Origin of the sequence: Streptomyces sp. NPDC048057 (assembly GCF_040653095.1) — a bacterium.
In the GTDB taxonomy this organism is placed as follows: Bacteria; Actinomycetota; Actinomycetes; order Streptomycetales; family Streptomycetaceae; genus Streptomyces.
Map to the genome: position 1 here is coordinate 1 of NZ_JBEZNF010000032.1, position 25,596 is coordinate 25,596.

Here is a 25,596-nt window from a genome sequence, read left to right on the forward strand (position 1 = left end):
TCACCGTCTACGAGGACACCGCCGAGAAGGACGAGGAGACGCGTCGCGCAGCGCTGCGCCACGCCACGCTCGCCTTCGTGCCGGAGCTGAGGAAGAAGCTCGGCTGCACCGCCTGAGGTGTGCCGGTGCCTGCTGCACGGCCGTACGCACGCACCTTTGAGACGTGCGTACGGCCCTGCGTCGTGGTGCTACTTGGTCCACTGGGCCCAGGGCATGTTCCAGCCGTTGAGGCCGTTGTCCGGGGCGATCTGCTTGTCCTTGGAGTTCTTCACGACCACGACGTCACCGAGGAGCGAGCGGTCGTAGAACCAGGCCGCCGGGGTGCCGGAGTCGCCCGCGCCGCGGACGTCGCGCAGGCCGACGCAGCCGTGGCTGACGTTCTGGGCGCCGAAGGTGCCGGCCGACGCCCAGTAGTTGCCGTGCAGGAAGGTGCCGGAGTCGGACAGGCGCATCGCGTGCGGCACGTCCTTGATGTCGTACTCGCCGCCGAAGCCGACGGTCGCGCCGTTCATCCGGGTCACCTTGTGCTTCTCGCTGATGACCATGGTGCCGTTGTACGTCGTGGTGGCGGGGGCGCCCGCGGTGATCGGGACCGTCTTGATCTGCTGGCCGTCGCGGACGACCGTCATGGTCTTGGCACTGGCGTCGACCGTGGAGATCTGGCTGCGGCCGATGGTGAAGGAGAAGCTCTTCGCCTGCTTGCCGTAGACGCCGGGGCGCCCCTCGACGCCGTCGAGGTTGAGCTTGACGGTGACCTTGGTGCCGGGCTTCCAGAACTTCTCCGGGCGGAAGTCGAGGCGGTCGTTGCCGAACCAGTGGCCCTCGACGGGAACGGCCGGCTCGGCGGTCACCTCGACGGCCTTCTCGACGGCCTCCGGATTGGTGATGCCGCGGGTGAAGCGCAGCGACACCGGCATTCCGACGCCGACCGTGGAGCCGTTCTCGGGGGTGTAGTGGCCGGTGAAGGTGTTCTTCGGCACCAGGGTGGTGAAGGAGACGTCCTTCGCGGACTCGCGGCCGTCGCCGTCCTTCGCCACCGCGTGCACCCGGTACTTGGTGGCGCCCGCGAGATGGTGCGAGGGGAGCCAGCTCCTGCCGTCGGCGGAGAGCGCGCCGGGGACCTTCCGCCCCTCGTCGTCCTGGACGGTGACGTTGGTCAGCTTGCCGTCGCTGGCGCTGACCTTCAGCGCGCCGCTGGTGGCGACCGCGGTGGCACCGTTGTCGGGGGCGACGGTGACGACGGCCGCCGACGCGGCGTTCGCGACGCTCCCGCCCTTGCCGTCACCGCCCGAGTCGCCGCCGCACGCCGTCACCAGCACCAGCAGCCCGGCGGCGAGCGGGGCGAGCAGCGCGGCGCGCCGGCGCCGGCCGCGGGTCGGCCGTTCGACCGCTCCCGCCGTCGCGCCCGCAGCCCCCGCGGATATGCCACGCCCGTCCATGGTCGTTCTCCCCTCGCCCGGCCCGGCACCCGCCGCGGCCCGCTCCCCCGTGCAACCTCAACGTGCACGCATCGAAAGGGAAGCACGGCGGGCGTCGTGGGACGGCTCCACGACCGTCACCGTTCCGTACCAACGGACCGGGCGGGGGCTGCCGAGCGGCGGGCCTCAGCTCAGCGCCGAACCCTCCTTCCACGCCTTCCAGTCCACGTTCCAGCCGCTCAGGCCGTTGTTGGGCTCCACCAGCTTGTCGTGGGAGTTGACCACCTCGACCACGTCGCCGATCAGGGTCCGGTCGAAGAACCAGCCGGCGGGGGTGTCGCCGCTGCCGCCCTTCACATCGCGCAGGCCGACGCAGCCGTGGCTGACGTTGGCCGCGCCGAACGTCTCGGGGCTCGCCCAGTAGTTGCCGTGCAGGAACGTGCCGGTCTTCGTCAGCCGCATGGCGTGCGGCACGTCCTTGATGTCGTACTCCCCCTTGCCGTCGTCGTCCGTGAAGCCGACGGTGGCGCCGTTCATCCTGGTCACGTCGTACATCTCGCTGACGACCATCTTGCCGTTGTACGTCATCGCGTTCGGCGCGCCCGCGGTGATCGGCAGGGTGGCGAGCAGCTGGCCGTCCCGGCGGACCTCCATGGTCTTGGCCTCGGCGTCCACCAGCGAGGTCTGCGAGCGGCCGACGGTGAAGGTGACCTTCTTGTCCTGGATGCCGTACGCGCCGGGCGCGGCCTCGACGTCCCGCAGCCGCACGTCGACCGTGACCTTGGTGCCGGGCTCCCAGTACCGCTCGGGGCGGAAGTCGAGGCGCTGGTCGCCGAACCAGTGGCCGGCGACCTCGACCGCCGGATCGGAGGTGATCTTGATGGCGCGCTGGACGGCGGCCCGGTCGGTGATCTTCCGGTTGAAGTCGAAGGAGACGATCATCCCGGTGCCGACGGTGGAGCGGTGTTCGGGCTTGAAGTAGCCGATGAAACGGCTCTCGGGGACCTTGGTGGTGAAGGTGGTGTGCCGGGCGACCCGGCGGCCGTGGCCGTCGAGGGCGACGGCGTCCACGGAGTACTTGGCGGCGAGGACGAGCCGGGTGTCCCCCTTGGGGCGCCAGCGCAGCCCGTCCTCGGAGACGGTGCCGGGCACGGGCGTGGGGGTCTCGTTCTCGATCCGGGTCACCGTGACGCTCTCCAGCCGGCCGCTGGTCAGCCGTACCTCCAGCCGGCTCTTGGGGTCGACGTCCCGCGCGCCGTCCTCGGGCAGCACCCGGATCGCCTCGCCCGAGGTCAGGGGCTCGGCGACGGCACCGGGGTCCTTCTCGGCGCCCTCGCCCGCGGTGCAGCCGGCGAGCCCCACCGCCGCTGCCGCGAGTGCCACCAGTCCGGTACGGGTCAGGGCTGCCCGGGTGCCGCGGGCCGCCCGCTTCAGTACGTTTCGTCTCACGCCCGCTCAACGACGACGGGCCCGACGTGGAAACGTGGTCGGATGCCCAAAGAGCGGGGCAACGCGGGCAGAACGGGTGGTACGCCGCGACCGCGACGGCACGGGTGTCAGCCGAGGATGCCCCGCTCGTACCCGAGGGCGACCGCCGCCGCACGGTCCTTGGCGCCCAACTTGGCGAAGACGTGCCCCAGATGGGTCTTCACGGTGGCCTCGCCGATGAAGAGTTCCGCCGCGATCTCCTTGTTCGACGTGCCCTTGGCGACCAGCACGAGCACTTCGCGTTCGCGCGCGGAGAGCTGTTCGCCCGCGCCGTCGGTGCGCGGTGCGCGGACGTGGGAGACCAGCCGGGAGGCGATCGCCGGCGAGAGCACGGTGCGCCCCTCGGCCGCCGCGCGCACCGCGTTGAACAGCTCCTCGCGCGGCGCGTCCTTGAGGAGGTAGCCGGTGGCGCCCGCCTCGATCGCGGGGAGGGTGTCGGAGTCGGTGTCGTACGTGGTGAGGACCAGGACCTTGGCGCGGGCGCCGCGTCGGGTCAGCTCGGCGATGGCGGCGACGCCCCCGCCGCCCGGCATCCGCAGGTCCATGAGGACGACGTCGGGGTCGAGGCGGAGGGCGAGTTCCACGGCGGTGACGCCGTTGTCGGCCTCGCCGAGGACGGCGAAGTCCGCGGAGGACTCGAACATGCCGCGCAGTCCGTCGCGGACGACGGGGTGGTCGTCGACCACGATGAGGGAGATGACGGAGTCAGCCATGGCGCACCAACGGTACGCGAGCGGAGACCGCGGTGCCCCGGCCGGGTTCGGACTCGACGTGCGCCGTGCCCGCGATCCGCTCGGCGCGCGCCCGCATGCCCTCCAGGCCGAAGCCGCCGCTGCCGGAGCGGGCGGGCACGGCGAGCGGGTCGAAGCCATGGCCGTCGTCCCGGACGTCGACGATCACCTCGTCGCCGAGGTAGGTGAGGGTGACCCCGACGCGGCTGGCGCGCGCGTGCCGGGCGGTGTTGGCCAGGGCTTCCTGGGCGATGCGCAGCAGCGTCGCCTCGACCTCCGCGTGCAGCGGCTCCGCGGTGCCGGTGACGGTGAACCGGGCGGACACCCCACAGCCGCGGGACCACTCGGCGACGGTCTTCTCCAGCGCCTCGGGGAGGGTGTCGTGCTCCAGGGCGACGGGGCTGAGGTTGTGCACCGAGCGGCGGGCCTCGCGCAGGCTGGAGCGGGCGAGGTCGGCGGCGCGGCTGAGGTGTTCGCGGGCCGTTTCCTCGTCGCGGGTGAGGGTGACGACCTGGAGTTGGGCGATGATCCCGGCGAGCCCCTGGGCGATGGTGTCGTGGATCTCGGCGGCCAGCCGGCGCCGCTCGTCGGCGACGCCCGCCTCGCGGGCCTGGACGAGGAGTTGGGCCTGGAGGTGCGCGTTCTCGTCCAGCGCCTGGGTGAGCCGGGCGTTGGTGCGTTCCAGCTCCCGGTACGCCCGGGCCTTCTGTCGCAGCGCGTCCTGCTCGTGTCCGCCGATGTGGGCGAAGACCAGGCAGAAGAAGGCGTTCAGCACGAAGAGGGCGCCGAAGGCGATCCAGTTCGACGCGGTCTGCGGCGGCAGTCCGCCGGACTGGGAGCCGGCCATGATGACCGTGGTGGCCAGCAGTCCGTAGGGCAGCCGACGGGCCGGCAGCAGGTGGGACGCGTCGAAGTAGCCGATCACGGCGTAGATCGCGAAGAACGGGTTGGTCCAGGTGAGGCCGAGGGCGAGCAGGGTGCGCAGGGCGTAGAAGACCTGCCCGGCGGTGGCGGCCCGGCCGCGCGGGGGGATGGTGAGGACGGTGGTGTGCACGCGGTCGTCGCGCGCGTGGGGGCCGAAGCTCCACCACACCTGGAGCGCGAGCACCAGCACCAGCAGCACGCCCGCGAGGTGGATCTCGGTGCGGCTCATGAGGGTCCCGGCCGACATTGCGGCGAGGAAGGTGGCGAGGCCGAGCACCAGATACGGGCCGTAGCGGAAGAACTGGGCCCAGCGGACCTCGGCGAGGCTCGCCCCGGGAGCACCCGGCACCGCGACGGGGCCGACCGGGCGGCTGTCGGCCTGGACGTCCTGCGTCGTCGGGGGCTGGCTCATGGGTGTTGCACCGGTCATGACAGCAGTCTCTCCCGCGCACCGGAGCTCCGACACGCTCACTCCCACCGCGACCGACCGGCAGCGGGGCAGGTCAGCACCATGGTCATGCGGACGAGCATGGCCCGCGGGGCGGGGCGGCCACATCGCCCATCGCGCTCGGATCCGCATCAGCCGATCGGTTGATGCCCCGGTGCGACCCGTGGTGATCCCCCGCCCCGGGGGCGACCGGGGTGAGGATCACCACCCCGAAATCAAGGTGTGGCGAGTCAGGGGTGAACCGTAGGCTCGGTCCTGATGTCCACTCACCCTGACCCTGCCGCGCCGCGCTCCGTCGTGCGCATCCTGTTGCGGCTGTGGCCGTACGTACGGCCCGTGCGCGCGCGGCTGTTCCTCGCCGCCGGCGTGGCGATCGTCGCGTCCTGTCTGAGCCTGGTGATCCCGCTCGTCCTCAAGTGGATGGTGGACGGGCCGGTCGCGGACGGCGACCAGGGCGGGGTGTGGCTGGGGGCGTTCGTGCTGCTGGCGCTCGGGGTGACGGAGGCCCTGCTGTTCGGGTTCCGCCGCTGGCTGGTGGCGCGGCCGGTGGCGAGTGTCGAGGCGTCGATGCGGGCGGATCTGTACGGACACCTCCAGCGGTTGCCGGTGTCCTTCCACGACCGGTGGGCCTCCGGCCAGTTGCTGTCGCGGGGCACCACGGACCTGAGCCTGGTGCGGATGTTCCTGACCTTCCCGCTGACCTTCCTGGTGGTCAACGGGGTGACGATCGTGGTCGGACTGGCGATCTTGATGGTCCAGCAGTGGACGCTGGGGCTGGTGCTGCTCATCCCGGTGGTCCCGCTGACGGTGCTGTGCGGCTTCTTCGAGGCGCGGTACGGGCTGGCGTCGCGGCGCGCGCAGGACCAGGTCGGCGATCTGACGACCGTGGTGGAGGAGAGCGTCCTCGGCATCCGGATCGTGAAGGGCTTCGGACGCAACCGCAGCCAGGCGCGCGCCTTCCGGAAGATGGCCGAGGAGCTGCGCGGGACCGAGTTGGTCAAGGCACGGCTGCTGGCGGCCGTCTGGGCGGTGATCACGGCCATGCCGGAGGTCGCCATCGGTGCCACGCTGGTGCTGGGCACGGTCCAGGTCGCCGACGGGGACCTGTCCGCGGGCACGCTGGTGGCGTTCTTGTCCACGGCGCTGGCGCTGCGCTGGCCGGTGGAGTCGATCGGCTTCCTGCTGGCGATGTTCCAGGAGGCCTCGACGGCCACCGAGCGGTACTTCGAAGTGATGGACGAGCCCGAGGAGTCCGTCCCGGACCCCGAAGGGGCCGAGGCGGCGAAGGCGGCCGAGGGGGACGACGTCGGCGGGCTGCGCTTCGAGGGCGTCCGGTTCCGCTTCCCCGACGCGCCCGCCGACTCCGTGCCCGTACTGGACCTGATCGACCTGGACGTGCGCCCCGGCGAAACGATGGCCCTGGTCGGCGCCACCGGCTGCGGCAAGACCGCGCTCACCGCGCTCGTCCCACGCCTCCACGAGGTCACCGAGGGCCGGATCACGCTCGACGGCGAGGACATCGCGACGATGCCGCGCGAACGGCTGCGGGGCCTGGTGGCGGTGGCGTTCGAGGAGCCCACCCTCTTCTCCACGACCGTCGCGGAGAACGTGCTGATGGGCACGGACGCCGCGACGGCGCCCCCGGACGCCGTCGAGCGGGCCCTGGAGGTCGCCCAGGCCGGCTTCGTCACGTCCCTGCCCGACGGCGTCCACACCGAGGTCGGCGAGCAGGGGCTGAGCCTGTCCGGCGGTCAGCGCCAGCGCCTGGCGCTGGCCCGCGCGGTCGTGGGCCGGCCCCGGTTCCTGGTGCTCGACGACCCGCTGTCCGCGCTCGACGTGCACACCGAAGCCCTGGTGGAGGCGGCGCTGCGGAGCGTCCTGGAGGGCACCACGGCGCTGGTGGTCGCCCACCGGCCGTCGACGGTGCTGCTCGCGGACCGGGTGGCGCTGCTGTCCGGTGGCCGCATCGCCGCCGTCGGCACCCACCAGGAACTGCTGCGGACGAACGCCGAATACGCCTGGTTGATGTCCGGGGCCGACCACGCCCGGCCGGAAGGGAGCCCCCGATGACGTCCACCGCCCCGCCCACCTCACCGGCCGCGCCGTCCCCGCCGGCGGACGGCGCCGCACCGCCCGCGCCGTCTCCGGGGGCCGTCGACCCCTTCGACCGGGACGACCTGCCCGCGCCCAAGGGCGCGACCCGTGCGCTGCTGCGGTCGCTGCTGGCGCCGCACCGGGCCCGGGTGTGGTGCATCGCCGTGTTCCTGCTGCTCCAGCAGATCGCGGTGCAGGCCGGCCCGCTGCTGGTCGCGTACGCCATCGACCGGGGCGTACCGGCGCTGCGCGACGACGACTACGGGCCGCTGATCGCGGTCGCCGTCGGGTACGCCGTCGCCTCCCTGGGCTCCGGGCTGCTCCAGTACCTCTTCATCGCCACCTCCGGCCGGCTCAGCCAGGACGTCCTGCTGGACCTGCGCGGGCGGATCTTCAAGCACGCGCAGGTGCTGAGCCTGGACTTCCACGAGCGCTACACCTCGGGGCGGCTGATCTCCCGGTCCACGACGGACGTCGAGTCGCTGCGGGAACTCCTCGACGAGGGCTTGCAGGAACTGATCGACGTCGCCCTGTCGTTCGTCTTCATCTGCATCATGCTGCTCTGGCTCGACCTGGGGATGGGCGCCGTGGCGGTGGCGTCCTTCGTCCCGCTGTTCTTGATGGTGCGGCTCTACCAGCGCCGCGCGGGGGCCATCTTCAGCCGTCGCTCCACGGCGATCGCCGCGGTGATCGTGAAGTTCGCGGAGACGATGAACGGCATCCGCCCGGTGCGGGCCTTTCGCCGCGAGCGGGTGAACGACGCCGAGTTCGGCCGGCTCAACGCGCACCACGCCCGCAGCAACGGCGACGCGCTGCTGGAGATGGCGCTGTACGTGGTGGGCTCCCGGCTGATCGCGAACACCGCGGTCGCGGGGATCGTGCTGTGGGGCGCCTGGCGGGTCGCCGGCGACACCCTGGCCCTCGGCGTGCTCGCCGCGTCCGTGCTGTACCTGCGGCGGTTGTACGACCCGATCGACCGGCTCGGCATGTTCCTGAACTCGTACCAGTCGGCGGCGGCTTCGCTGGAGAAGATCGCGGGGCTGCTGGCCCAGCGGCCGACGGTGCCGGAGCCGGTGTCCCCGGTGCCGCTGCCGGCGTCGACGACCGAGGAGCGGCCGGGCCGCCGGGTCGTCTTCGACGGCGTCGGGTTCGCCTACCGCACCGGCGGCGAGGTGCTGCCGCGCTTCGACCTGACGGTCCCGGCGGGGCAGACGGTCGCGGTCGTCGGCTCCACGGGCGCGGGCAAGTCGACCCTCGCCAAGCTCCTGGCCCGCTTCTACGACCCGACGGACGGCCGGGTGCTGCTCGACGGGGTGGACCTGCGGGACCTCGCGACGCCGGACCTGCGGCGCGGCGTGGTGATGGTGACCCAGGAGGCGTTCCTCTTCTCGGGCACCGTCGCGGAGAACATCGCGATCGGCCGCCCCGACGCGACGCGCGCGGAGGTCGAATCCGCGGCGCGGGCGATCGGCGCGCACGACTTCGTCAGCAGGCTCCCGGACGGCTACGACACGGACGTGCGCAAGCGCGGCGGTCGCATCTCGGCGGGCCAGCGGCAGCTGATCGCCTTCGCCCGGGCGCTGCTGGCGGACCCCGCGGTGCTGATCCTCGACGAGGCGACGAGCTCCCTGGACGTGCCCAGCGAGCGGGCGGTGCAGCGCGCGATGGACACGGTCCTCAAGGGGCGTACGGCGCTGGTGATCGCGCACCGCCTGTCCACGGTGGAGGTCGCGGACCGGGTGCTGGTGATGGAGCGCGGACGGATCGTGGAGGACGGCGCGCCCGGCGAGCTCATCGCCGGGCGGGGCCGCTTCGCCGATCTGCACCGGGCGTGGCGGGACAGCCTGGTCTGAGGGGGCGTGCGGCCGGGGTGCGACCGGCCGTGCTCCGTCAGCGCAGCGCGGCCGTCAACCGGGCCTCGTGGCGGGCGATGTGCGCCGCGTCGGCGCGGTAGAGCGCGTCGTGGCCGGCGGCGATGTGGCCGGCGAAGGCGGCGCTGCCCGCGGCTGCCCGTTCGTGCATGTGGTGGACGAGGTGCTCCAGGCGCTCGTGCGCGGTGGGGACCAGCGCTTCGCGGTCGGCGGCGCCGAGCCCGTAGGCGTCGGCGAACAGCCGCAGACGCCGGGCCTGTTCGGCGAGCGGCAGGTGGAAGTCGTCGTTGCCCGGGTGCGACAGCGGTGCGAAGCGGTAGGCGGCGTACGCCAGGTCCCAGACGCGGGGCCCGGGGTGGGCGGTGTCGAAGTCGATGAGCGCCACGGTCCCGGCGTCGTCGAAGACGCAGTTGTACGGGGCGACGTCGCCGTGGCAGACCACTTCGGCGGGCTGGCGCACGGGTGCGTACCAGACGGCGTCCGGCGGCGGGACGAAGTCCGCGGTGGCGTCGTGGTAGTCCCGCAGGAGCCGTCCGACGGCGCGCAGCGTCGCATCGGTGCGGACGTGGTCGGCCAGCGGGTAGTGGGCGACCCGTCCGGGCAGGAAGTCCAGGACCTCACGGCCCTCGGCGTCCCGTCCGTGGGCGCGCGGCGCCGCGGTGAACCCGCCCTCGCGCAGGTGGTCGAGGAGGGCGTGGACCGTCGCCGTCCACGGGCCCGTCGGCCGGCGCACCGTCGCTCCGATCCGTACGACGTCGTTGACGCCGCCGTCGGACAGCGCTTCTTCTGCGGGTGCTTCCCGCGGGTCACCGGTCACGGGGGTGCACGGTACGTCGGGCGGGCCGGCGTCGGCCACCGGATTCCGTTGCGTGCCGGACCGTCTCGCCGCCGTCGACGCGCCGAACGTCCCGTACGCAACTTCCCGCACGCCGCGGCCCGTACGCGACTTCCCGTCGGGAACCGGCCACATCACCGTCGGTCCGAAGCCTCGCGCCGGGCCCGCCGTACGACCGTTCTGTTCGATTAACGCAACGACGGGGCCGCACCCGCCTACCCCTGCCGGGCCCCGCGCCGCAAGCCAGTGCCGCCCGCGGCATACCCACCCCTTGCCAGGCCCTTGCTTCCCCTTTGCCGGTCCATGGCACTCCCGAAACGTCCGCTCAACGAACACGACACATCGATGAACGGACGCTTTCGGCCATTCTTTTGACGCGACCCTGACAGGAATGCGTCGCCGCTGCCACCCTTCACCTCACCCGCACCACACATGCTCCGTCGCTCTGCCCGGACAGCGCCTCCCCGCCGCCCGGTACGCCCTCGCAGGACTCGCAGAAGGAGTACGCGTGAGACCCACCCCCCGCCGTGCCACCGCGACCGGTGCGCTCGTCGCCACCGCCGCCCTGCTCGCCCTCGGCCTCCAGGCCGGTGCATCGGCCGCTCCGGCCGCTTCCTCGGCACCTCGCGCCGCGCAGGCAGCCGCCGACCCGGGCTCCCTGCCCCGGGCCCTCACCCCCGCCCAGCGCGCCGAGTTGATCCGGACGCAGACCGCGGCCACCGCGGCCACCGCGAAGGAACTCGGCCTGAGCGCCGGGGAGAAGCTGCTGGTGCGCGACGTCACGCAGGACCGTGACGGCACCACCCACACCCGCTACGAGCGCACCTACCAGGGCCTGCCCGTCCTCGGTGGGGACCTGGTCGTCGCGAAGTCCGGGGCCGGGGCCACCGAGTCCGTCGGCCGCGCCTCGCGCACCTCGCTCGCCGGCGCGGCCACCACCGCCCGGATCAGCGCGACCACCGCCGAGCGCCAGGCCCTCGCCCGCGCCGCCGCCGAGGGCTCCACCCGCACCGACGCGACGCAGGCGCCCCGCAAGGTGATCTGGCTCGCCCAGGGCGACCGGCCCGTGGTCGCGTACGAGACCGTCGTCGGCGGGCTCCAGCACGACGGCACCCCGAACGAGCTGCACGTCGTCACCGACGCCACCACCGGCGCCAAGCTGTACGAGTGGCAGGCGGTGGAGACCGGCACCGGCAACACCCAGTACAGCGGCCAGGTCCAGGTGGGCTCCACCCCGTCCGGCAGCTCGTACCAACTGGTCGACGCCCAGCGCGGCAACCACCGCACCACCAACCTCAACCGCGGCACCTCCGGCACCGGCACCCTCTTCAGCGGCCCCGACGACGTCTGGGGCAACGGCCAGCCGAGCGACCCGGAGACCGCCGCCGCGGACGCCGCCTACGGAGCCGGGCTGACCTGGGACTACTTCAAGAACGTGCACGGCCGCAACGGCATCCGCGGCGACGGCGTCGGCGCCTCGTCGCGCGTCCACTACGGCAACAACTACGTGAACGCCTTCTGGCAGGACTCCTGCTTCTGCATGACCTACGGCGACGGCGCCGGCAACGCCAAGCCGCTGACCTCCATCGACGTCGCCGCGCACGAGATGACGCACGGCGTCACCTCCAACACCGCGAAGCTGGTCTACAGCGGCGAGTCGGGCGGACTGAACGAGGCCACCTCCGACATCTTCGCCGCGGCGGTCGAGTTCCACGCGGGCAACGCCCAGGACCTGGGCGACTACCTCGTCGGCGAGGAGATCGACATCCGGGGCAACGGCACCCCGCTGCGCTACATGGACAAGCCCAGCAAGGACGGCGTGTCCAAGGACGCGTGGTACTCCGGCATCGGCGGCATCGACGTCCACTACTCGTCCGGCCCGGCGAACCACTGGTTCTACCTGCTGTCGGAGGGCAGCGGCGTCAAGACCATCAACGGCGTCACCTACGACTCGCCGACCTCCGACGGCCTCCCGGTCGTCGGCATCGGCCGCGACAAGGCGGCGCTGATCTGGTTCAAGGCGCTCACCACGAAGTTCACCTCGACCACCAACTACGCCGCCGCCCGCACCGGTACGCTCGCCGTGGCCACCGAGCTGTACGGGGCCACCAGCCCCGAGGTCAAGGCGGTCACGGACGCCTGGGCCGGCATCAACGTCGGCTCCCGCCCCGGCGACGGCAACCCGCCCGGGCCGTCCTTCGAGAACGCGGCGGACGTCGCCATCCCCGACAACGGCGCGGCCGTCACCTCCTCGGTGAACGTCACCGGCGTCGCCGGCAACGCCCCCACCGACCTCGCGGTCGAGGTGGACATCATCCACACCTGGCGCGGTGACCTGGTCGTGGACCTCCTCGCCCCCGACGGCACGATCTATCCGCTGAAGCCCTTCTCCAGCGGCGACTCCGCGGACAACGTCCAGGAGACGTACGTCGTGAACGCCTCCTCCGAGGTCGCCAACGGCGCCTGGAAGCTCCGCGTCCAGGACCGCGCGGCGCAGGACACCGGCTACATCAACCGGGTCAAGCTCACCTTCTGACGCCCCTACCGCGGGCACCACTCGACCACGCGCCCGGGAGGACCCCCTCGTCCTCCCGGGCGCGTTCCCGCACGGCCTGGCAGGATCCGCGCATGGTCATATCGCCAACCGGGGCCCGCTGCGCGGCGTCCGACTGCCCGGGCACGCCCGTACACGAGGGCAGGTGCCCCGAGCACCTGAGCGAGGAGCAGCTCACCGACTGGCTCGCGGACATGGGCCCGGGCGAGGACGTGGACCTCAGCAACTGCCGGGTGCCGGCGGAGCTGTTCGACCGGCTCGCGTACGCGGTGTGCAACGCCGACGGCCGGCCGACCTTCGGCAACTTCCTCTTCTCGAACGGCACCGTCGTCGGTGCGGATGCGTACCTCAGCGACGCCGACTTCACGGGCCTGGTCACCTTCGTCGGCAGTTCCTTCCCCGCCGGCCTGGACCTGAGCCTGAGCACGTTCCACGACGACGCCCTCCTGTCCGACCTGACGGTGGCCGGCACCCTCGACCTCGCCCGCACCACCTTCCGCCTCCCCGTGCGCCTCGGCATCTGCGCCCGCGCCGTGAACCTCTCCGGTGCGCGCTTCGAGGAGAAGTCCACCGTGGCGCTGCGGTACGCGGACGTGGACCTGACCGACGCCGTCTTCCTCCAGCCCGTCGCCGTCGCCGCCCGCGCCACCCCCTTCCCCGCGGTGGACGAATCCGCCTTCGCCGGCGTCGACCCCGGCGTACGGATCCTCTCCCTGCGCGGCGTGGACGCCTCCCTCCTCTCGCTCGCCCACACCGACCTCACCCACTGCCGCTTCGCCGGCTCCTTCCACCTCGACCAGCTCCATCTGGAAGGCCGTTGGACGCTCGGCACCGCGCCACCGGGCTGGCGCACCCGACGGCTGGTGGTCGCCGAAGAGCGGATGTGGCGCGCCTGGCCGGAGCGGCGCGCCCGGGCACGGGCCGGCTGGGGCGAGCCGCCGGAGGACGCCCCGCCCGGGCTCGCCACCCTCACCACGGTGTACCGGCAGCTCCGCAAGGCCCGTGAGGACGCGAAGGACGAGCCCGGCGCGGCGGACCTCTACTACGGCGAGATGGAGATGCGCCGCCACAGCCACGACCACCGGCGGGCGGAACGCTGGCTGCTGGACGCTTACTGGCTGCTGTCGGGGTACGGCCTGCGGGCGTCAAGGGCCCTCGGCTGGCTCGCCGCGGCCATGCTCACCACCGTCGTCCTCCTCATGGGGTTCGGGCTGCCGGACGAGACGCCGCGACAGGAGGTGCGCCAGGTCACCACCGCCGACGGGGAGTCGATCACGGTGCTGGACAAGCCGCAGCCCGTGCTCACCCAGCCGTACGGGGAACGCTTCACCGGCAGCCGCTTCGACAAGGCGCTGACGGTGACGCTGAACTCCGTGGTGTTCCGCACCAGCGGCCAGGACCTGACGACCGCGGGCGGCTACATCGAGATGGCGTCGCGCTTCACCGAGCCGGTGCTCGTGGGTCTGGCCGTGCTCGCGGTACGGGGCCGGGTGAAGCGCGGCAGCTGACCTAGGCTGGTGCCCATGCCCATGCCCATGCCCCTCCCCACCTCCGCCGATGCCGCATCGCCCGTACGCGTCCTGCTCGCGGACGACGAGGCCCTGGTCCGGGCCGGGGTGCGGGCCATCCTGGCGAGCGAGCCCGGCATCGAGGTCGTCGCCGAGGCCGGGGACGGACGGCGCGCGGTGGAACTGGCGCTGGCGCACCGGCCGGACGTGGCGCTGCTCGACGTCCGGATGCCGGGGCTCGACGGCCTGAGCGCCGCGGCGGAGCTGCGCAGGGTGGCGCCCGAAGTGGCGCCCGTGATGCTGACCACGTTCTCGGAGGACGAGTACATCGCCCGGGCCCTGGACTCCGGGGTGAGCGGCTTCCTCCTCAAGTCCGGCGACCCGCTGGAGCTGCTGGCCGGGGTGCGGGCGGTCGCGGACGGCGCCGCGTGTCTGTCGCCGCAGATCGCACAGCGGGTGATCGCCCAACTCGGCGGCGGCCGGCTGTCCCGCGCCGCGAACGCGCGACGCGCCCTGGAGCCGCTGACCGGCCGGGAGCGCGAAGTGGTCGCCCTGGTGGGCGCCGGGCTGTCGAACGCGGAGATCGCCGCCGAGCTGCACGTCGTCGAAGGCACGGTGAAGGCGCACGTCAGCGCGGTCCTGGGACGGGTGGGACGAAGGAACCGCGTGGAGCTGGCGATCCTGGCGTACGAGGCGGGGCTGGTCGCCTCCGCGTAGCCGCGCCGGACGCTTGGGGCAAGGTGGAGGGCATGCACCGAGACCGTCAGGCCCTGCGCCGTCGCGCCCTCGACCTCGCTCTGTGGGCCTTGGTCTGCGCGCCCGTGCTGCTCAACGGGGACGGCGACGGCCCCGGCCGGTGGGCCGGCTCCTGGCTCGGGTCCTGGTGGGCGAGTGCCGCGGGCGCAGCCCTGCTCGGCGCCGCCGTCGCCGTCGGCCGGCGCCGCCCGCTGACGGCCCTGGTGATGGCGCTCGGCCTGAGCGCCGTGCACAGCAGCCAGCTGATCACCCCCCAGTACACGGCCGCCCTCGTCGCCTTCGGCTACCTCGCCGGGCGCCGCTCGCCCCGGGCGCGCCCCGCGCTCGTCCTGTTCGCCGCGGTCGCGCTCGCGGGCCTCGGCGTGGTGATCGTGCTCCGTCAGCAACCGTGGTCCTGGTTCCACCTGGTCGCGGCGTTGCTGTTCGCCGTCGTCGTGCCGTGGCTGCTGGGCCGGTTCGTCCGGCAGTACGTGGAGCTGGGCGCCGCGGGCTGGCGGCTGGCGGACCGGTTGGAGCGGGAGCAGCGCGCGGTCGCCGACCGGGCGCGGCTGCGGGAGCGCTCCCGCATCGCCGGGGACATGCACGACTCCCTCGGGCACGAGCTGTCGCTGATCGCGCTGCGCGCCGCCGCGTTGGAGGTGGACCGCGGGCTCGACGAGCGGCAGCGGGGTGCGGCCCGCGAGCTGAGGCAGGCCGCGGGGGACGCGACGGCGCGGCTGCGGGACATCGTGGGGGTGCTGCGCGGCGACGACGAGGACGCGCCGGTCACGCCGCGGGACGAGCCGGTGCGGGCCCTGGTGGAGCGGGCCCGCACCTCCGGACTCGCGGTGACTCTGCACGAGGAGGGCGAGGGCGCCCCGCTGCCGGAGATGACCGCGCGCGCCGTGCACCGGATCGTCCAGGAGTCCCTGACGAACGCGACCAAGCACGCGCCCGGAGCCGCGGTCGCCGTCCGGGTGGTCCGGGAGCCGGCCGAGGTCGCGGTGACCGTCACCAACGGGCCGGCCCCCTCCCCCGCGCCGTCGGTGGCGTCGGGCGGCACGGGCCTGGTCGGTCTGCACGAGCGGGCCCGGCTCGCCGGCGGCTCCCTCACCCACGGCCCCGGCGCCGACGGCGGCTTCGCCGTCCGGGCCCGGCTGCCCGCCGCCGCGGGCGCGCCCCCCGTCCCGCCGCCCGCGCCCGCCTCGGCGCGCGAGTGGGACCTGGCGCGGCGCCGGGTGCGCCGCGGGCTGCGCCAGGCGATCGCCGTCCCGGTGGCGGTGGGGGTGGTGCTGGGGGTGGTGATGCTCGGCTTCGACCAGTACTCCCGGATGCGCACGGTCGTCCACCGCTCCTCGTACGACGCGGTGCGGGTCGGCGACCCGGAGGAGTACGTCCTCGCCCGCCTCCCCGAGCGCGCCCTGCCCGACCGCCCGGCGGGCCTGCCGCCGGAGCCGCGCGACGCGGACCGCTGTGCGTACCACCGCAAGGACGTCCTGTGGGACACCCCGACGTTCCGCTTCTGCTTCACCGACGGCCGCCTGTCGTCGAAGTCGGTGGTCCACGACGTCCCCAACGAGGAACACCGCGCCGACTAGGACCTGTCTTACGGATCAGGCTGGATCAATGGGGGTCCCCCCACGCCCTCCGGGCGTGGGGGGAGGGGTCTGGTGCCGTGGATCTCAAGGCGGAGGACGGGGGTACTCCCCCACGGCTACGCGTGAGGGCGCCCCCACCCGGGCCGCCAGGCCCAGGGGAATGGTGCCAGGGCACGCGAGCCCGGCAAGATCCCAAGAAGGGCCCTAGCGCAGGACCTGACCGGCGGGCTCCAGCGTGCCCGGGGCGTCCGTGGGGAGGGTGACCAGGCCGAGGTCCGCGGGGGACGCCAGCAGGGGGTGGGCCGGCAGGACGCGGACGGTGTAGCCGAAGGGGCCGGTGCGGTCGAGGGCGAGGGGGCCCTCGTAGATCCAGCGGTCCTCCAGGTCGGGGCCACCGGCGGGCTTCAGCGGGAAGTGGCGGGCGTCCCCGATCGCGTCGTCCGCGTCGACCCGGCCGGCGACGGCCTGGACCTCCACGTCGTCCGGCCGCAGCGAGCCGAGGGCGACCCGCACCCGCAGGGCGAGGGTCGCGCCCAGTTCCGCGCTGCCGCTGGGCGCGTGCTCCACCGCCTCGACGTGGTCGACGGCGACCTTCGGCCAGGCCGTGCGCATCCGCGCCTTCCAGGCGGCGACCTCGCCCGCGACGAGCCCATCGAGGGCGAGGTGGGCGCGGTGGGCGCTGGCCGCGGGGGCGTAGAGCCGTTCCACGTACTCCCGGACCATCCGGCCCGCCAGCACCTTGGGGCCCAGGGTGGCGAGGGTGCGGCGGACCATTTCGACCCAGCGCTGCGGCAGGCCGTTCGGGCCGCGGTCGTAGAAGCGGGGCGCGATCCGGTTCTCGACCAGTTCGTAGAGCGCCGTGGCCTCCAGGTCGTCGCGGCGGTCCTCGTCCGTGGCGGCCGAGCCGTCGGCGGTGGGGATCGCCCAGCCGAAGTCCGGCTCGTACCACTCGTCCCACCAGCCGTCGAGGACGGAGAGGTTGAGGCAGCCGTTGAGCGCGGCCTTCATGCCGCTGGTGCCGCACGCCTCCAGGGGGCGCAGCGGGTTGTTCAGCCAGACGTCGCAGCCGGGATAGAGCTTCTGTGCCATGCCCATGCCGTAGTCCGGCAGGAAGACGATCCGGTGCCGTACGCGGGCGTCGTCGGCGAAGCGCACGAGTTCCTGGACGAGCCGCTTGCCGCCGTCGTCCGCGGGGTGCGCCTTGCCGGCGACGACGATCTGGACGGGGCGCTCGGGGTGCAGCAGCATCGCCCGCAGCCGGTCGCGGTCGCGCAGCATCAGGGTGAGCCGCTTGTACGAGGGGACGCGGCGGGCGAAGCCGATGGTGAGGACGTCCGGGTCGAGGACGCCGTCGACCCAGCCGAGTTCGGCCGCGCCGGCGCCGCGCTGGCGCCAGGAGGCCCGCAGCCGGGTGCGGACCTCGATGACCAACTGCTCGCGCAGTTCGCGGCGGAGCTCCCAGATCTCGGCGTCGGGGATGTCGACGACCGCGTTCCACAGGTCGGAGCCGCCGACGGTGAGGGCGTCCTCGGCGCGTCCGGCGCCGATCTGGCGGGCGCCGAGGCGGAAGACCTCGGGGGCGACCCAGGTGGGGGCGTGGACGCCGTTGGTGATGGAGACGATCGGCACCTCGTCGGCGTCGAAGCCGGGCCACAGGCCGGCGAACATGCCGCGGCTGACCGCGCCGTGCAGGGTGGAGACTCCGTTGGCGCGCTGGGCCAGCCGCAGGCCCATCACGGCCATGTTGAAGACCCGGGGGTCGCCGTCGGGGTACGTCTCGGTGCCCAGCCGAAGCACCCGTTCGACGGGCACGCCGGGCAGCGCGCCGGACTCGCCGAGGTGCCGGGCGACCAGGTCGCGGTCGAAGCGGTCGATGCCGGCGGGCACGGGGGTGTGGGTGGTGAAGACGGTGCCGGCGCGGACGGCTTCCAGGGCCGCGTCGAAGTCGAGCCCCGCGCCGCCCAGTTCGCGGATGCGCTCCAGGCCGAGGAAGCCGGCGTGGCCCTCGTTGGTGTGGAAGACCTCCGGCTCGGGGTGGTCGGTGAGCCGGCAGTACGCCCGCACGGCGCGCACCCCGCCGATGCCGAGGAGCACCTCCTGGAGCAGCCGGTGCTCGCTGCCGCCGCCGTACAGCCGGTCGGTGACGTCGCGTTCGCCGGGGCCGTTCTCCTCGACGCCGGAGTCCAGCATCAGCAGCGGCACCCGGCCGACGTGCGCGACCCAGACGTGGGCGCGCAGCGAACGGCCTGCGGGCAGGGCGAGGGCGATCTGCGCGGGGGTGCCGTCGGGCTCCCGCAGCAGGGTGAGGGGCAACTCGTTCGGGTCGAGCACGGGGTAGTGCTCCTGCTGCCAGCCGTCGCGGGAGAGCGACTGGCGGAAGTAGCCGTGCCGGTACAGCAGCCCGACGCCGATCAGCGGGGCGCCGAGGTCGCTGGCGGCCTTGAGGTGGTCGCCGGCGAGGATGCCGAGGCCGCCGGAGTACTGCGGGAGGGCGGCGGTGACGCCGAACTCGGGCGAGAAGTACGCGATGGCGGCGGGGAACTCGGCGGCCCGGTCGTTGGTCTGGTACCACCGCCGGCCGTGCAGGTAGTCGTCCAGGTCGCCGGCCGCGGCGGTGAGGCGGCGCAGGAAGCGGCGGTCGCCGGCGAGTTCGGCGAGGCGGGCGGCGGAGACGGATCCCAGCAGCCGCACCGGGTCGCCGCCGGCCCTGCGCCAGCCCTCGGGGTCGACGGCCTGGAAGAGCTCGCGCGTCTCGGTGTGCCAGGACCAGCGCAGGTTGCGGGCGAGGTCGCTGAGGGGGCGGAGCGGGTCGGGCAGGACGGGGCGGACGGTGAACCGACGAATGGCCTTCACGGGTCCCACCCTCGCAGGGCGAGCCCGCATCCCTGCGGACGCACGACGGTCCCCACCCCGCGCGCCCGCGCCGCGCGACGCGGTTTCACCCGTGTGGCTGCGCCTCCGCCTGCGGCGTGCGTCGGCGTGTGCGGGTCGCCCGTGGTTGCTCGCGCGGTTCCGCTCGCTGGACACCCTCGCCATAGCCCCACCGGAACGCTGGTCCCTGCGGACCATGGGTGGCTTGTCGGGCAGTTCCCCGCGCCCCTGATGTGCTGCCCCGGTGCCTTGCGCGCGGGCTCAGGAACCCCCTGACTCAGCCAGCAGACAAATGCCGGGGGCAGCGAATCAGGGGCGCTGGGGGTCCCCCTACGCCCTCTGGGCACAGGGGGCGGAACTGCGCGCCAAGCCACCCACCGGGGCGCGGAGGCCCACCCACCCGTCGGGAAACGGCAGGGGCGCACCCCGGGCCCGCGGGCGTCAGAGGAGGGGGCTCACCGCCGTCTGGGCGTACGGGGAGCCCAGGTTCACCGTGGTCGGGTCGAACGCGCCCGTGCGGGCGTAGCGCGCCGCGATCTCCGCCCTCTCCTCCGCCGGGACCACGTCGTCGATGTCGGTGAAGCCGTCCGGCGCCCGCTGGTGCGCGAGGTTGATCACGACCTCGGGCCCGAGCTCCCGGTTCGCCCGCTGGAGCGCGGTCATCGCGGGGCGCCGGGCCGCGTCGTACGCGGTGAGCGCGTCCGCCGGGTCCGTGTGCTCCGACAGGGCGTGCGCGAGGGCCCGCGCGTCGATCACGGACTGGGTCGCGCCGTTGGACCCGATGGGGTACATCGCGTGCGCCGCGTCCCCGATCAGCGTGGTGCGGCCGTACGACCAGCGCGGCAGGGGATCCCGGTCGACCATGGGGTACTCGTACGCGCCCAGCGCGTGCCGCAGCACGTCGTCGACGCTGACGCCGTCGAACTCCCAGCCGAGGTAGTGGTGGCGGAAGCGGTCGACGGGGACCGGCCGGTTCCAGTCCCCGCGGTACGCGCCGTGGTGGGCGCCCTGGTGCGCGGGCGCGTCGGTGCCGTCCGCGAGCGCCGCCGGCATCGCGAGGGCCCAGTTGACCAGGACGGTCTCCGTCGCCGGGTCGACCTCGGTCATCGGGTAGACCACCGCTTTGCGGGTGTCGTCCCCGGCGATGAACATGAACGTGCCCATGCGCGCGGCCGGCATCCGGGAGGTGCCACGCCAGACGAGCATGCCGTTCCACGGCGGCTCGCCCTCCTCGGGGTTGAGACAGCCGCGCACGGTGGAGCGGATGCCGTCGGCGCCGATCAGCACGTCGGGTTCGAGGGAGGCACTGCCGCGGCGGGTGCCGTCGCGGTGTTCGATCCGCACCCGGGGGCGACCGCACGCGGGCTGTTCGACGGCGGTGACCCGCACCCCGCCGACGACCGCGCCGGCGCCGAGCCGTTCGCGCACGGCGTCGGCGAGGACGGCCTGGAGTTCGCCGCGGGCGATGGAGAGCTGCGGCCAGCGGTAGCCGGCGGCGCGTCCGCGCACCTCGCGGGAGACCAGGCCGCCGCTGCGGTGGTAGTAGCGCAGTTCTCGGGTGGGCAGGGAGCGCCGCTCCAGCTCCGGCAGGAGGCCGAGTTCGTCGAGTTCGCGGACCGCGTTCGGCATGATGTTCAGGCCCGCGCCGACCGGCAGGATCTGCCGGGCTGACTCGACGACGGTGATCCGGTCGTAGCCGACGCGGTGCAGCGCGAGGGCCGCGGTGAGGCCGGCTATGCCACCGCCGGCGATCATGAAGTGGGTCATGGGGTCGGCTCCTGTGGTGCGTCGTCGGACTCCGGGCGTTCGTCGGGGTCCGGGCGCTCCTCCGGGTCCTGGGCGTCCGGGCCGCGCTCCGGCTCCGTGGCGCGGCGCACCAGGGTCTCGTTGTCCCGGGTGAGGTCGAGCACCGTGCGCAGCAGCGCGATGGGCGCGCCGCCGCTGCCCAGGTCGTACTGGCGCACCTCCTCCGCGTACGCCTTGCGGGCGATGGTGATGTGCCGCGCCCGGAACGCCTTGAGGATGCGCAGCACCCGCGTCAGGGCGTGTGCGGAGCGGGCGAGCTGGGCGGGGATGCGGTCGCCGCCCTCCCAGCTGAAGGCGGCGGACAGCTTGGAGACGGCGGAGGTCGCGCCGCGATGGGCGTGGTAGTGGTCGCGCCAGGCCGGCAGGCTGTAGCGGACGGAGTCGGCGAGGAAGTCGTCGTACGCCGCGTCGCTGCGGTCGCACTGCCACAGCGTCAGGTCGACCAGCCAGAGCGGCACCTGGGCCGCGGCCGGCCCGAGGAAGTCGACGCCGTCGATGTCGATCTCTTCGAAGTACGGCCGCATCTCGGTGGCGAAGAAGACCGGGGAGACGTTGGTGACGGTGAAGTCGATGGAGTCCACCATCGACTGGACGTGGTGCGCGGTGCGGTCCAGTGCGATGGCGAAGCCGGGGTCGTACGGCTCCAGCCGGGCCAGCGCGGCGCAGGAGTCCAGGGAGGCGACGAGCCCGGGGAAGACCATCCGGACCGCGGCCTGGAGGTTGGTCTCCATGGTGTGGCCGGTGTAGGTGCGCTGGCGTTCGCCGAGCGGGTTCCACGTCGTGTAGTGGTGCACGGTGTCGCGCGGCACCATCGACGTCAGTCTGCCCAGCCGTTGCAGCACGGGCAGGACCTGGGGCACGGCGGCGACCGGTTGCACGCCGTGCCGTTTGAGCGAGCCGAGGAGCATGCCGAGGTCGCGCATGGCCGCGAGGGATTCGGGGACGCCGTAGCGCGCCACCTGTTCGGGCTCGGGCACCAGGGTGCGTAGCGCGCGGGTGAGCGCCGGCACGTCCCGTGCCGCGTTCATCTGCGGCACGCGGGCGAGCAGTTCGTCGGCACCGAGCGGATCGGCGCCGCGTATCTCGGCAATGCGGTAGTACGGCTCGCCGCGCAATGCGAGATCGGGTGCGACAAGGTCGTACAGGACCATCGGAGTCCCCCCTCGGACACATCGATGTACATCGAGAAACCGGATGGAATGACAGGCACGGCGCCCCCGAGGCGCCGTGCCGGAACGTGGGCGGACCGCGCACCGGACGACCCCCCGCCGTCCTTGGACCGTGCGCGCCGCACGCCCTTCCGTGCGCCGTTACGACCTGGTCGGCGATAGGGAGCGGGCTCGCGGCGTCATGCGACTCCGCCTCCTGCGTTGTCGTCGGTCAACGACGGCCCCCTGTGCCCTGCGGGCACGGGCGGTACCCCCACCGCGTCGCCTCCCTCCTCCGCCTTGGATTCGAAGCCCCATGACGCCGCTCACTGATCCACTCCCTATCGCCGACCAGGTCGTTACTCCGGGGCTCCGCCGACGCGGTCCGGGCGGACCGCTGGATCGGTGGCGGGCCCGGCTAAGGGCGCGCGGCCGGGGCTGGTCCGGGCCCCGGTGTCGGCTGCGGGACGCGGTCCGGCGGTGCGTACGGCTCCGGACGGGCGCGTACCCGCTGAGGTGCGGTGCAGACGCAGCGCCAGCAGCACGGCCAGCGCGGCGATGCCCGCGCCGACCAGGAGCGCGGTGCGGAAGCCGGACGTCGGCACGGGTGCGTCGGTGCCGGCGGTGCCGGCCGTGGCGACGGCCACCAGGACGGCGAGTCCGAGGACCGAGCCGAACTGCTGGCTGGTGTTGATCAGACCGGACGCCAGCCCCGTCTCCTGCGGTACGGCGTCCGCGGTGGCCGCCACGTTGGTGGTGACCATGACCAGTGGCAGGGCCACTCCGAGGACCAGGCTGGGCGCGAACACCGTGGAGAAGAACGTTCCGTCAGGTCTGAGCGCCAGCGCGAGCCAGACCAGTCCGGCGCCCAGCAGCGCGAAGCCGACGGTCATGGTGGTGCCGAGGCCGATCCGGCCGATCACCGCGCCCACCTGCGGAGCGACCGCGACGACGACCAGGGACAGCGGCAGCAGTCCCAGCCCCCCGACCAGCGGCGACTGCCCGAGCACGCTCTGCAGGTAGAGGCTGACCAGGAAGAACATCGGGAACAGCGACATCTGCGCCAGCCCGGACAGCACGTTCGCCCGGCGCAGCACGGGCCGCCGCAGCACGGCGGGCGGCACCAGCGGGTGGGCGATCGTGGACTCGACGAGCGCGAACGCGCCGAGCAGGGCGAGCCCCGCGCCCCCGGCGACCAGGGTGCGCGCACTGGTCCAGCCCGCGTCCCCCGCGCCGACGAGGGCGTACGCGACGAGGCCGAGCCCCGCGGTGGCCGTGAAGGCGCCCACGGGGTCGAAGCCGCGGGCGTCGGTGCGTCCGCCGGCGTCGAGCAGCCGCAGCGCGGCGACGGCGAGCACGAGGGCGACGACGACGTTGAGCCAGAAGGTGGCGCGCCAGCCGAGGACGTCGGTGAGGACGCCGCCGAGCACCGTGCCGGCGACCCCGCCGAGTCCGCCCATCGCGGCGAACGCGCCGAGCGCCTGGTGGCGCGCCGGGCCGTGCGGGAAGAGGTTCAGCAGCAGCGCGAAGGCGGCGGCAGCGGCGAAGGCCGCGCCGATGCCCTGGACCGCGCGGGCCGCGATCAGCAGCTCCGTGCTGCCGGCGAGCGCACCGACGACCGAGGCGCCCGTGAGCACGCCGAGCCCGGTCAGGTACAGCCGTCGGTGGCCGAGCAGGTCGGCGGTGCGGCCGGCGAGCAGCAGCAGCCCGCCGAAGGTGATCAGGAAGGCGTTCGCCACCCACGACAGGGCTGCGGAGTCCGCGCCGAGGTCCTTGCCGACGGAGGGCAGGGCGACGTTGATGATCGCCGTGTCCATGATCAGCAGGAGCTGGGTGGAGGCCAGCAGGGCCAGCGCGGCCCTGGTGCGGAGCACGGGACGGCCCACGGCCTCGGCGACGGCGCCCCCGGGTGGAGCGGCGGCTCGGTGGCGCCCCCCGGCGTCACCGGGCCGCCCGTCGGCAGCGCCCGCGTCCCGGTCCCCGCCGTGCGGCACCCGGCTGCCGTTGACCCGGCCGGGCGACCGGTCGGACGGAGCGGAGTCGGCGGGATCGTCGTGTGGGGAGCCCGGGGTCACGTGCCGACCCCGCCGCCCAGGTCGTAACCGTCGAGGCACGCCCGGGCCAGCCGCTCGCTGTTCTCCGCGCCGCCCGCCCAGGTCTGCATCGTCAGAGAGACGTGGGGCGCGCCGTGGTAGAAGCGCTCGTACTGCTCGTGGCGCGCCGCGAACTCCGACCCGAGGGCGTCCCACGCCAGTTTGAGCAGCTTGACCCGGTCCTTGGCGGGGGTGCCGGGGGCGCGCAGATAGCGCTCGACGACGGGCCCGAGCTCGGGGTGGAGCAGGTCGTCCCCGGACGCCGGGAGCTGGAAGACCGAGCCGCCGAGGAGCCCCTTGACCTCCTGGACGGCGCGCGGGTACAGCTCGCCGGCCATGATGCGCTGGGCGTACGAGATCTCCCGGCCCGGCATCACCCCGCCGGCGCCGCCGTTGACGGGTTCGTGGTCGGCCTCCACGGCCAGCACGAACGCCTTGGCCTGGGCGACCATGCCCAGCAGCCGGCCGACGGCCTGGGTGACGGACGGCAGTTCGTACGTGCCGCTGGACCGGGTCACCAGGATCGCGAGCCCGGTGAGGAACTCCAGCTTGGTCCAGAACCGGGTGGCGGCCTGGTGCACGAAGTTGACGTACGCGGGCGTCTGCCACCACATCGCGGCGGTGGCCGCCACGTTGCGGTAGGTCAGCACCCGCTCCCACGGCACGAAGACGTCCTCGCACACCAGCAGCGCGTCGTTCTCGTCGAAGCGGGACGACAGCGGGTTGTCGAAGGTGCTGCGGGCCTGCGCCTCGTAGGAGGTGCGGGAGACGAGCTTCAGGCCCGGGGTGTCGGTGGGCAGGCTGAAGCAGAGCGCCTGGTCGACGGCGTCCGGCGCGAGCGGTTCGATCGTGCCGACGATGACCTCGTCGGAGAAGACGGCGCCGGAGCCGATCGTCTTCGCGCCGCTGACCACGATGCCGTCGTCCCGCTCCGCCACCGCCTTCACCAGCAGGTCCTCGGAGCCCGTGCCGGAGCGCGGGTTGGTGATGGTGAAGGCGCAGTACAGGTCGTTCTCGGCGAGTCTTCGGTGGTAGGCGAGGACGTTGTCGGCGCCGTCGAAGGAGTCCGTGGTGAACAGCCCGGGCAGCGCGGCGAAGCCGGCGGCGCCGCTCGCCATGTAGTCGGGCGTGCGCCCCAGGAAGCCGTAGCTGGCCTCGGCCCACACCTTGTACGCCGCGCGCCGTGCGACCAGGTCCGCCTGCGTCCGCGGGACGACGTACGCGCGGTGCACTCCGTCGCTGGTCAGCACGGAGCTGTGGGCGGAGTCACGGGCGAGGTCGTAGAGCCCGGCGATCGACGCAGCAGTGTTGCGGAAGGCGGGATGGCTCGTCACGTCCTTGACGCGTTCGCCGTCGAGCCAGACCTCGCGCCCGTCGCGCAGGGCATCGAGGTAGTGCCGGCCAGACCTGATCAACGTTTCTCCTCAAACGGACCGTCCCCCGACGGAACCGAGCCTGGCTCCCGCCGGGGACA

The 25,596-nt window shown here is 73.5% G+C and carries 16 protein-coding genes; 6 read left to right on the forward strand and 10 right to left on the reverse strand.

Annotation, left to right across the window (positions count from 1 at the left end; all coding sequences use genetic code 11):
- Nucleotides 1-188: 188 nt before the first annotated feature.
- The 4 genes from AB0E05_RS30380 to AB0E05_RS30395 all read right to left on the reverse strand — a co-directional run bounded on the left by AB0E05_RS30380 (nt 189) and on the right by AB0E05_RS30395 (nt 4,991).
- The gene (locus tag AB0E05_RS30380) at nt 189-1,439 is read right to left on the reverse strand and encodes an Ig-like domain-containing protein (RefSeq protein WP_361969386.1); all 1,251 of its coding nucleotides are present in this window, start codon (nt 1,437-1,439) and stop codon (nt 189-191) included.
- 165 nt (nt 1,440-1,604) lie between these two features.
- Nucleotides 1,605-2,867 carry an Ig-like domain-containing protein gene (locus tag AB0E05_RS30385; RefSeq protein WP_361969389.1) on the reverse strand — a complete coding sequence of 421 codons (1,263 nt, stop codon included), beginning with the start codon at nt 2,865-2,867 and terminating at the stop codon, nt 1,605-1,607.
- Between the two features lie 107 nt (nt 2,868-2,974).
- Nucleotides 2,975-3,619 carry a response regulator transcription factor gene (locus AB0E05_RS30390; protein ID WP_361969392.1) on the reverse strand — a complete coding sequence of 215 codons (645 nt, stop codon included), beginning with the start codon at nt 3,617-3,619 and terminating at the stop codon, nt 2,975-2,977.
- A complete protein-coding gene (locus tag AB0E05_RS30395; RefSeq protein ID WP_361969396.1) occupies nt 3,612-4,991 on the reverse strand; it encodes a sensor histidine kinase in 1,380 nt (459 codons plus the stop codon). Before AB0E05_RS30395 ends, AB0E05_RS30390 begins: the two co-directional genes overlap by 8 nt.
- Nucleotides 4,992-5,267: 276 nt before the next feature.
- Between AB0E05_RS30395 and AB0E05_RS30400 the strand changes: the two genes are divergently transcribed.
- Nucleotides 5,268-7,079, forward strand: a complete 1,812-nt coding sequence (locus AB0E05_RS30400) for an ABC transporter ATP-binding protein (RefSeq protein WP_361969398.1) — start codon at nt 5,268-5,270, stop codon at nt 7,077-7,079.
- On the forward strand, nt 7,076-8,956 hold the full coding sequence (locus AB0E05_RS30405) for an ABC transporter ATP-binding protein (RefSeq protein WP_361969401.1): 1,881 nt from the start codon (nt 7,076-7,078) through the stop codon (nt 8,954-8,956). The genes AB0E05_RS30400 and AB0E05_RS30405 overlap by 4 nt, the downstream gene beginning before the upstream one ends.
- Nucleotides 8,957-8,993: 37 nt before the next feature.
- On the opposite strand, the gene AB0E05_RS30410 is transcribed toward AB0E05_RS30405, so the two are convergent.
- Complete coding sequence (locus AB0E05_RS30410; RefSeq protein ID WP_361969404.1) at nt 8,994-9,791, reverse strand: aminoglycoside phosphotransferase family protein; 798 nt, start codon at nt 9,789-9,791, stop codon at nt 8,994-8,996.
- 526 nt (nt 9,792-10,317) lie between these two features.
- On the opposite strand from AB0E05_RS30410, the gene AB0E05_RS30415 reads away from it, so the two are divergent.
- The 4 genes from AB0E05_RS30415 to AB0E05_RS30430 all read left to right on the forward strand — a co-directional run bounded on the left by AB0E05_RS30415 (nt 10,318) and on the right by AB0E05_RS30430 (nt 16,204).
- A complete protein-coding gene (locus AB0E05_RS30415) occupies nt 10,318-12,345 on the forward strand; it encodes a M4 family metallopeptidase (protein ID WP_361969407.1) in 2,028 nt (675 codons plus the stop codon).
- 92 nt (nt 12,346-12,437) lie between these two features.
- Nucleotides 12,438-13,871, forward strand: coding sequence for a hypothetical protein (locus AB0E05_RS30420; RefSeq protein WP_361969409.1), 1,434 nt, complete (start codon nt 12,438-12,440; stop codon nt 13,869-13,871).
- 21 nt (nt 13,872-13,892) lie between these two features.
- Nucleotides 13,893-14,588 (forward strand): response regulator transcription factor, encoded by a 696-nt coding sequence (locus tag AB0E05_RS30425; protein WP_361969598.1) that lies wholly within the window; start codon nt 13,893-13,895, stop codon nt 14,586-14,588.
- A gap of 32 nt (nt 14,589-14,620) precedes the next feature.
- Nucleotides 14,621-16,204, forward strand: coding sequence for a histidine kinase (locus tag AB0E05_RS30430; protein ID WP_361969411.1), 1,584 nt, complete (start codon nt 14,621-14,623; stop codon nt 16,202-16,204).
- Between the two features lie 204 nt (nt 16,205-16,408).
- On the opposite strand, the gene glgP is transcribed toward AB0E05_RS30430, so the two are convergent.
- The 5 genes from glgP to AB0E05_RS30455 form a co-directional block, all read right to left on the reverse strand.
- A complete protein-coding gene (gene glgP, locus AB0E05_RS30435; protein ID WP_361969414.1) occupies nt 16,409-19,057 on the reverse strand; it encodes an alpha-glucan family phosphorylase in 2,649 nt (882 codons plus the stop codon).
- 459 nt (nt 19,058-19,516) lie between these two features.
- Nucleotides 19,517-20,842: a flavin-dependent oxidoreductase gene (locus AB0E05_RS30440; RefSeq protein ID WP_361969417.1), complete on the reverse strand. Its 1,326-nt coding sequence runs from the start codon at nt 20,840-20,842 to the stop codon at nt 19,517-19,519.
- The gene (locus tag AB0E05_RS30445) at nt 20,839-22,032 is read right to left on the reverse strand and encodes a monodechloroaminopyrrolnitrin synthase PrnB family protein (protein WP_361969420.1); all 1,194 of its coding nucleotides are present in this window, start codon (nt 22,030-22,032) and stop codon (nt 20,839-20,841) included. Before AB0E05_RS30445 ends, AB0E05_RS30440 begins: the two co-directional genes overlap by 4 nt.
- Nucleotides 22,033-22,388: 356 nt before the next feature.
- Nucleotides 22,389-24,104, reverse strand: coding sequence for an MFS transporter (locus AB0E05_RS30450; RefSeq protein ID WP_361969422.1), 1,716 nt, complete (start codon nt 24,102-24,104; stop codon nt 22,389-22,391).
- On the reverse strand, nt 24,101-25,537 hold the full coding sequence (locus tag AB0E05_RS30455) for a 4-hydroxyphenylacetate 3-hydroxylase N-terminal domain-containing protein (RefSeq protein WP_361969425.1): 1,437 nt from the start codon (nt 25,535-25,537) through the stop codon (nt 24,101-24,103). Before AB0E05_RS30455 ends, AB0E05_RS30450 begins: the two co-directional genes overlap by 4 nt.
- Between the last annotated feature and the right edge of the window lie 59 nt (nt 25,538-25,596).

Coding starts and splice junctions, on each gene's coding strand:
- AB0E05_RS30380 (WP_361969386.1), bottom strand. CDS start 1,439: ATGGACGGGCGTGGCATATCCGCGGGGGCTGCGGGCGCGACGGCGGGA.
- AB0E05_RS30390 (WP_361969392.1), bottom strand. CDS start 3,619: ATGGCTGACTCCGTCATCTCCCTCATCGTGGTCGACGACCACCCCGTC.
- AB0E05_RS30395 (WP_361969396.1), bottom strand. CDS start 4,991: ATGACCGGTGCAACACCCATGAGCCAGCCCCCGACGACGCAGGACGTC.
- AB0E05_RS30400 (WP_361969398.1), top strand. CDS start 5,268: ATGTCCACTCACCCTGACCCTGCCGCGCCGCGCTCCGTCGTGCGCATC.
- AB0E05_RS30405 (WP_361969401.1), top strand. CDS start 7,076: ATGACGTCCACCGCCCCGCCCACCTCACCGGCCGCGCCGTCCCCGCCG.
- AB0E05_RS30420 (WP_361969409.1), top strand. CDS start 12,438: ATGGTCATATCGCCAACCGGGGCCCGCTGCGCGGCGTCCGACTGCCCG.
- AB0E05_RS30425 (WP_361969598.1), top strand. CDS start 13,893: ATGCCCATGCCCCTCCCCACCTCCGCCGATGCCGCATCGCCCGTACGC.
- AB0E05_RS30430 (WP_361969411.1), top strand. CDS start 14,621: ATGCACCGAGACCGTCAGGCCCTGCGCCGTCGCGCCCTCGACCTCGCT.
- AB0E05_RS30440 (WP_361969417.1), bottom strand. CDS start 20,842: ATGACCCACTTCATGATCGCCGGCGGTGGCATAGCCGGCCTCACCGCG.
- AB0E05_RS30445 (WP_361969420.1), bottom strand. CDS start 22,032: ATGGTCCTGTACGACCTTGTCGCACCCGATCTCGCATTGCGCGGCGAG.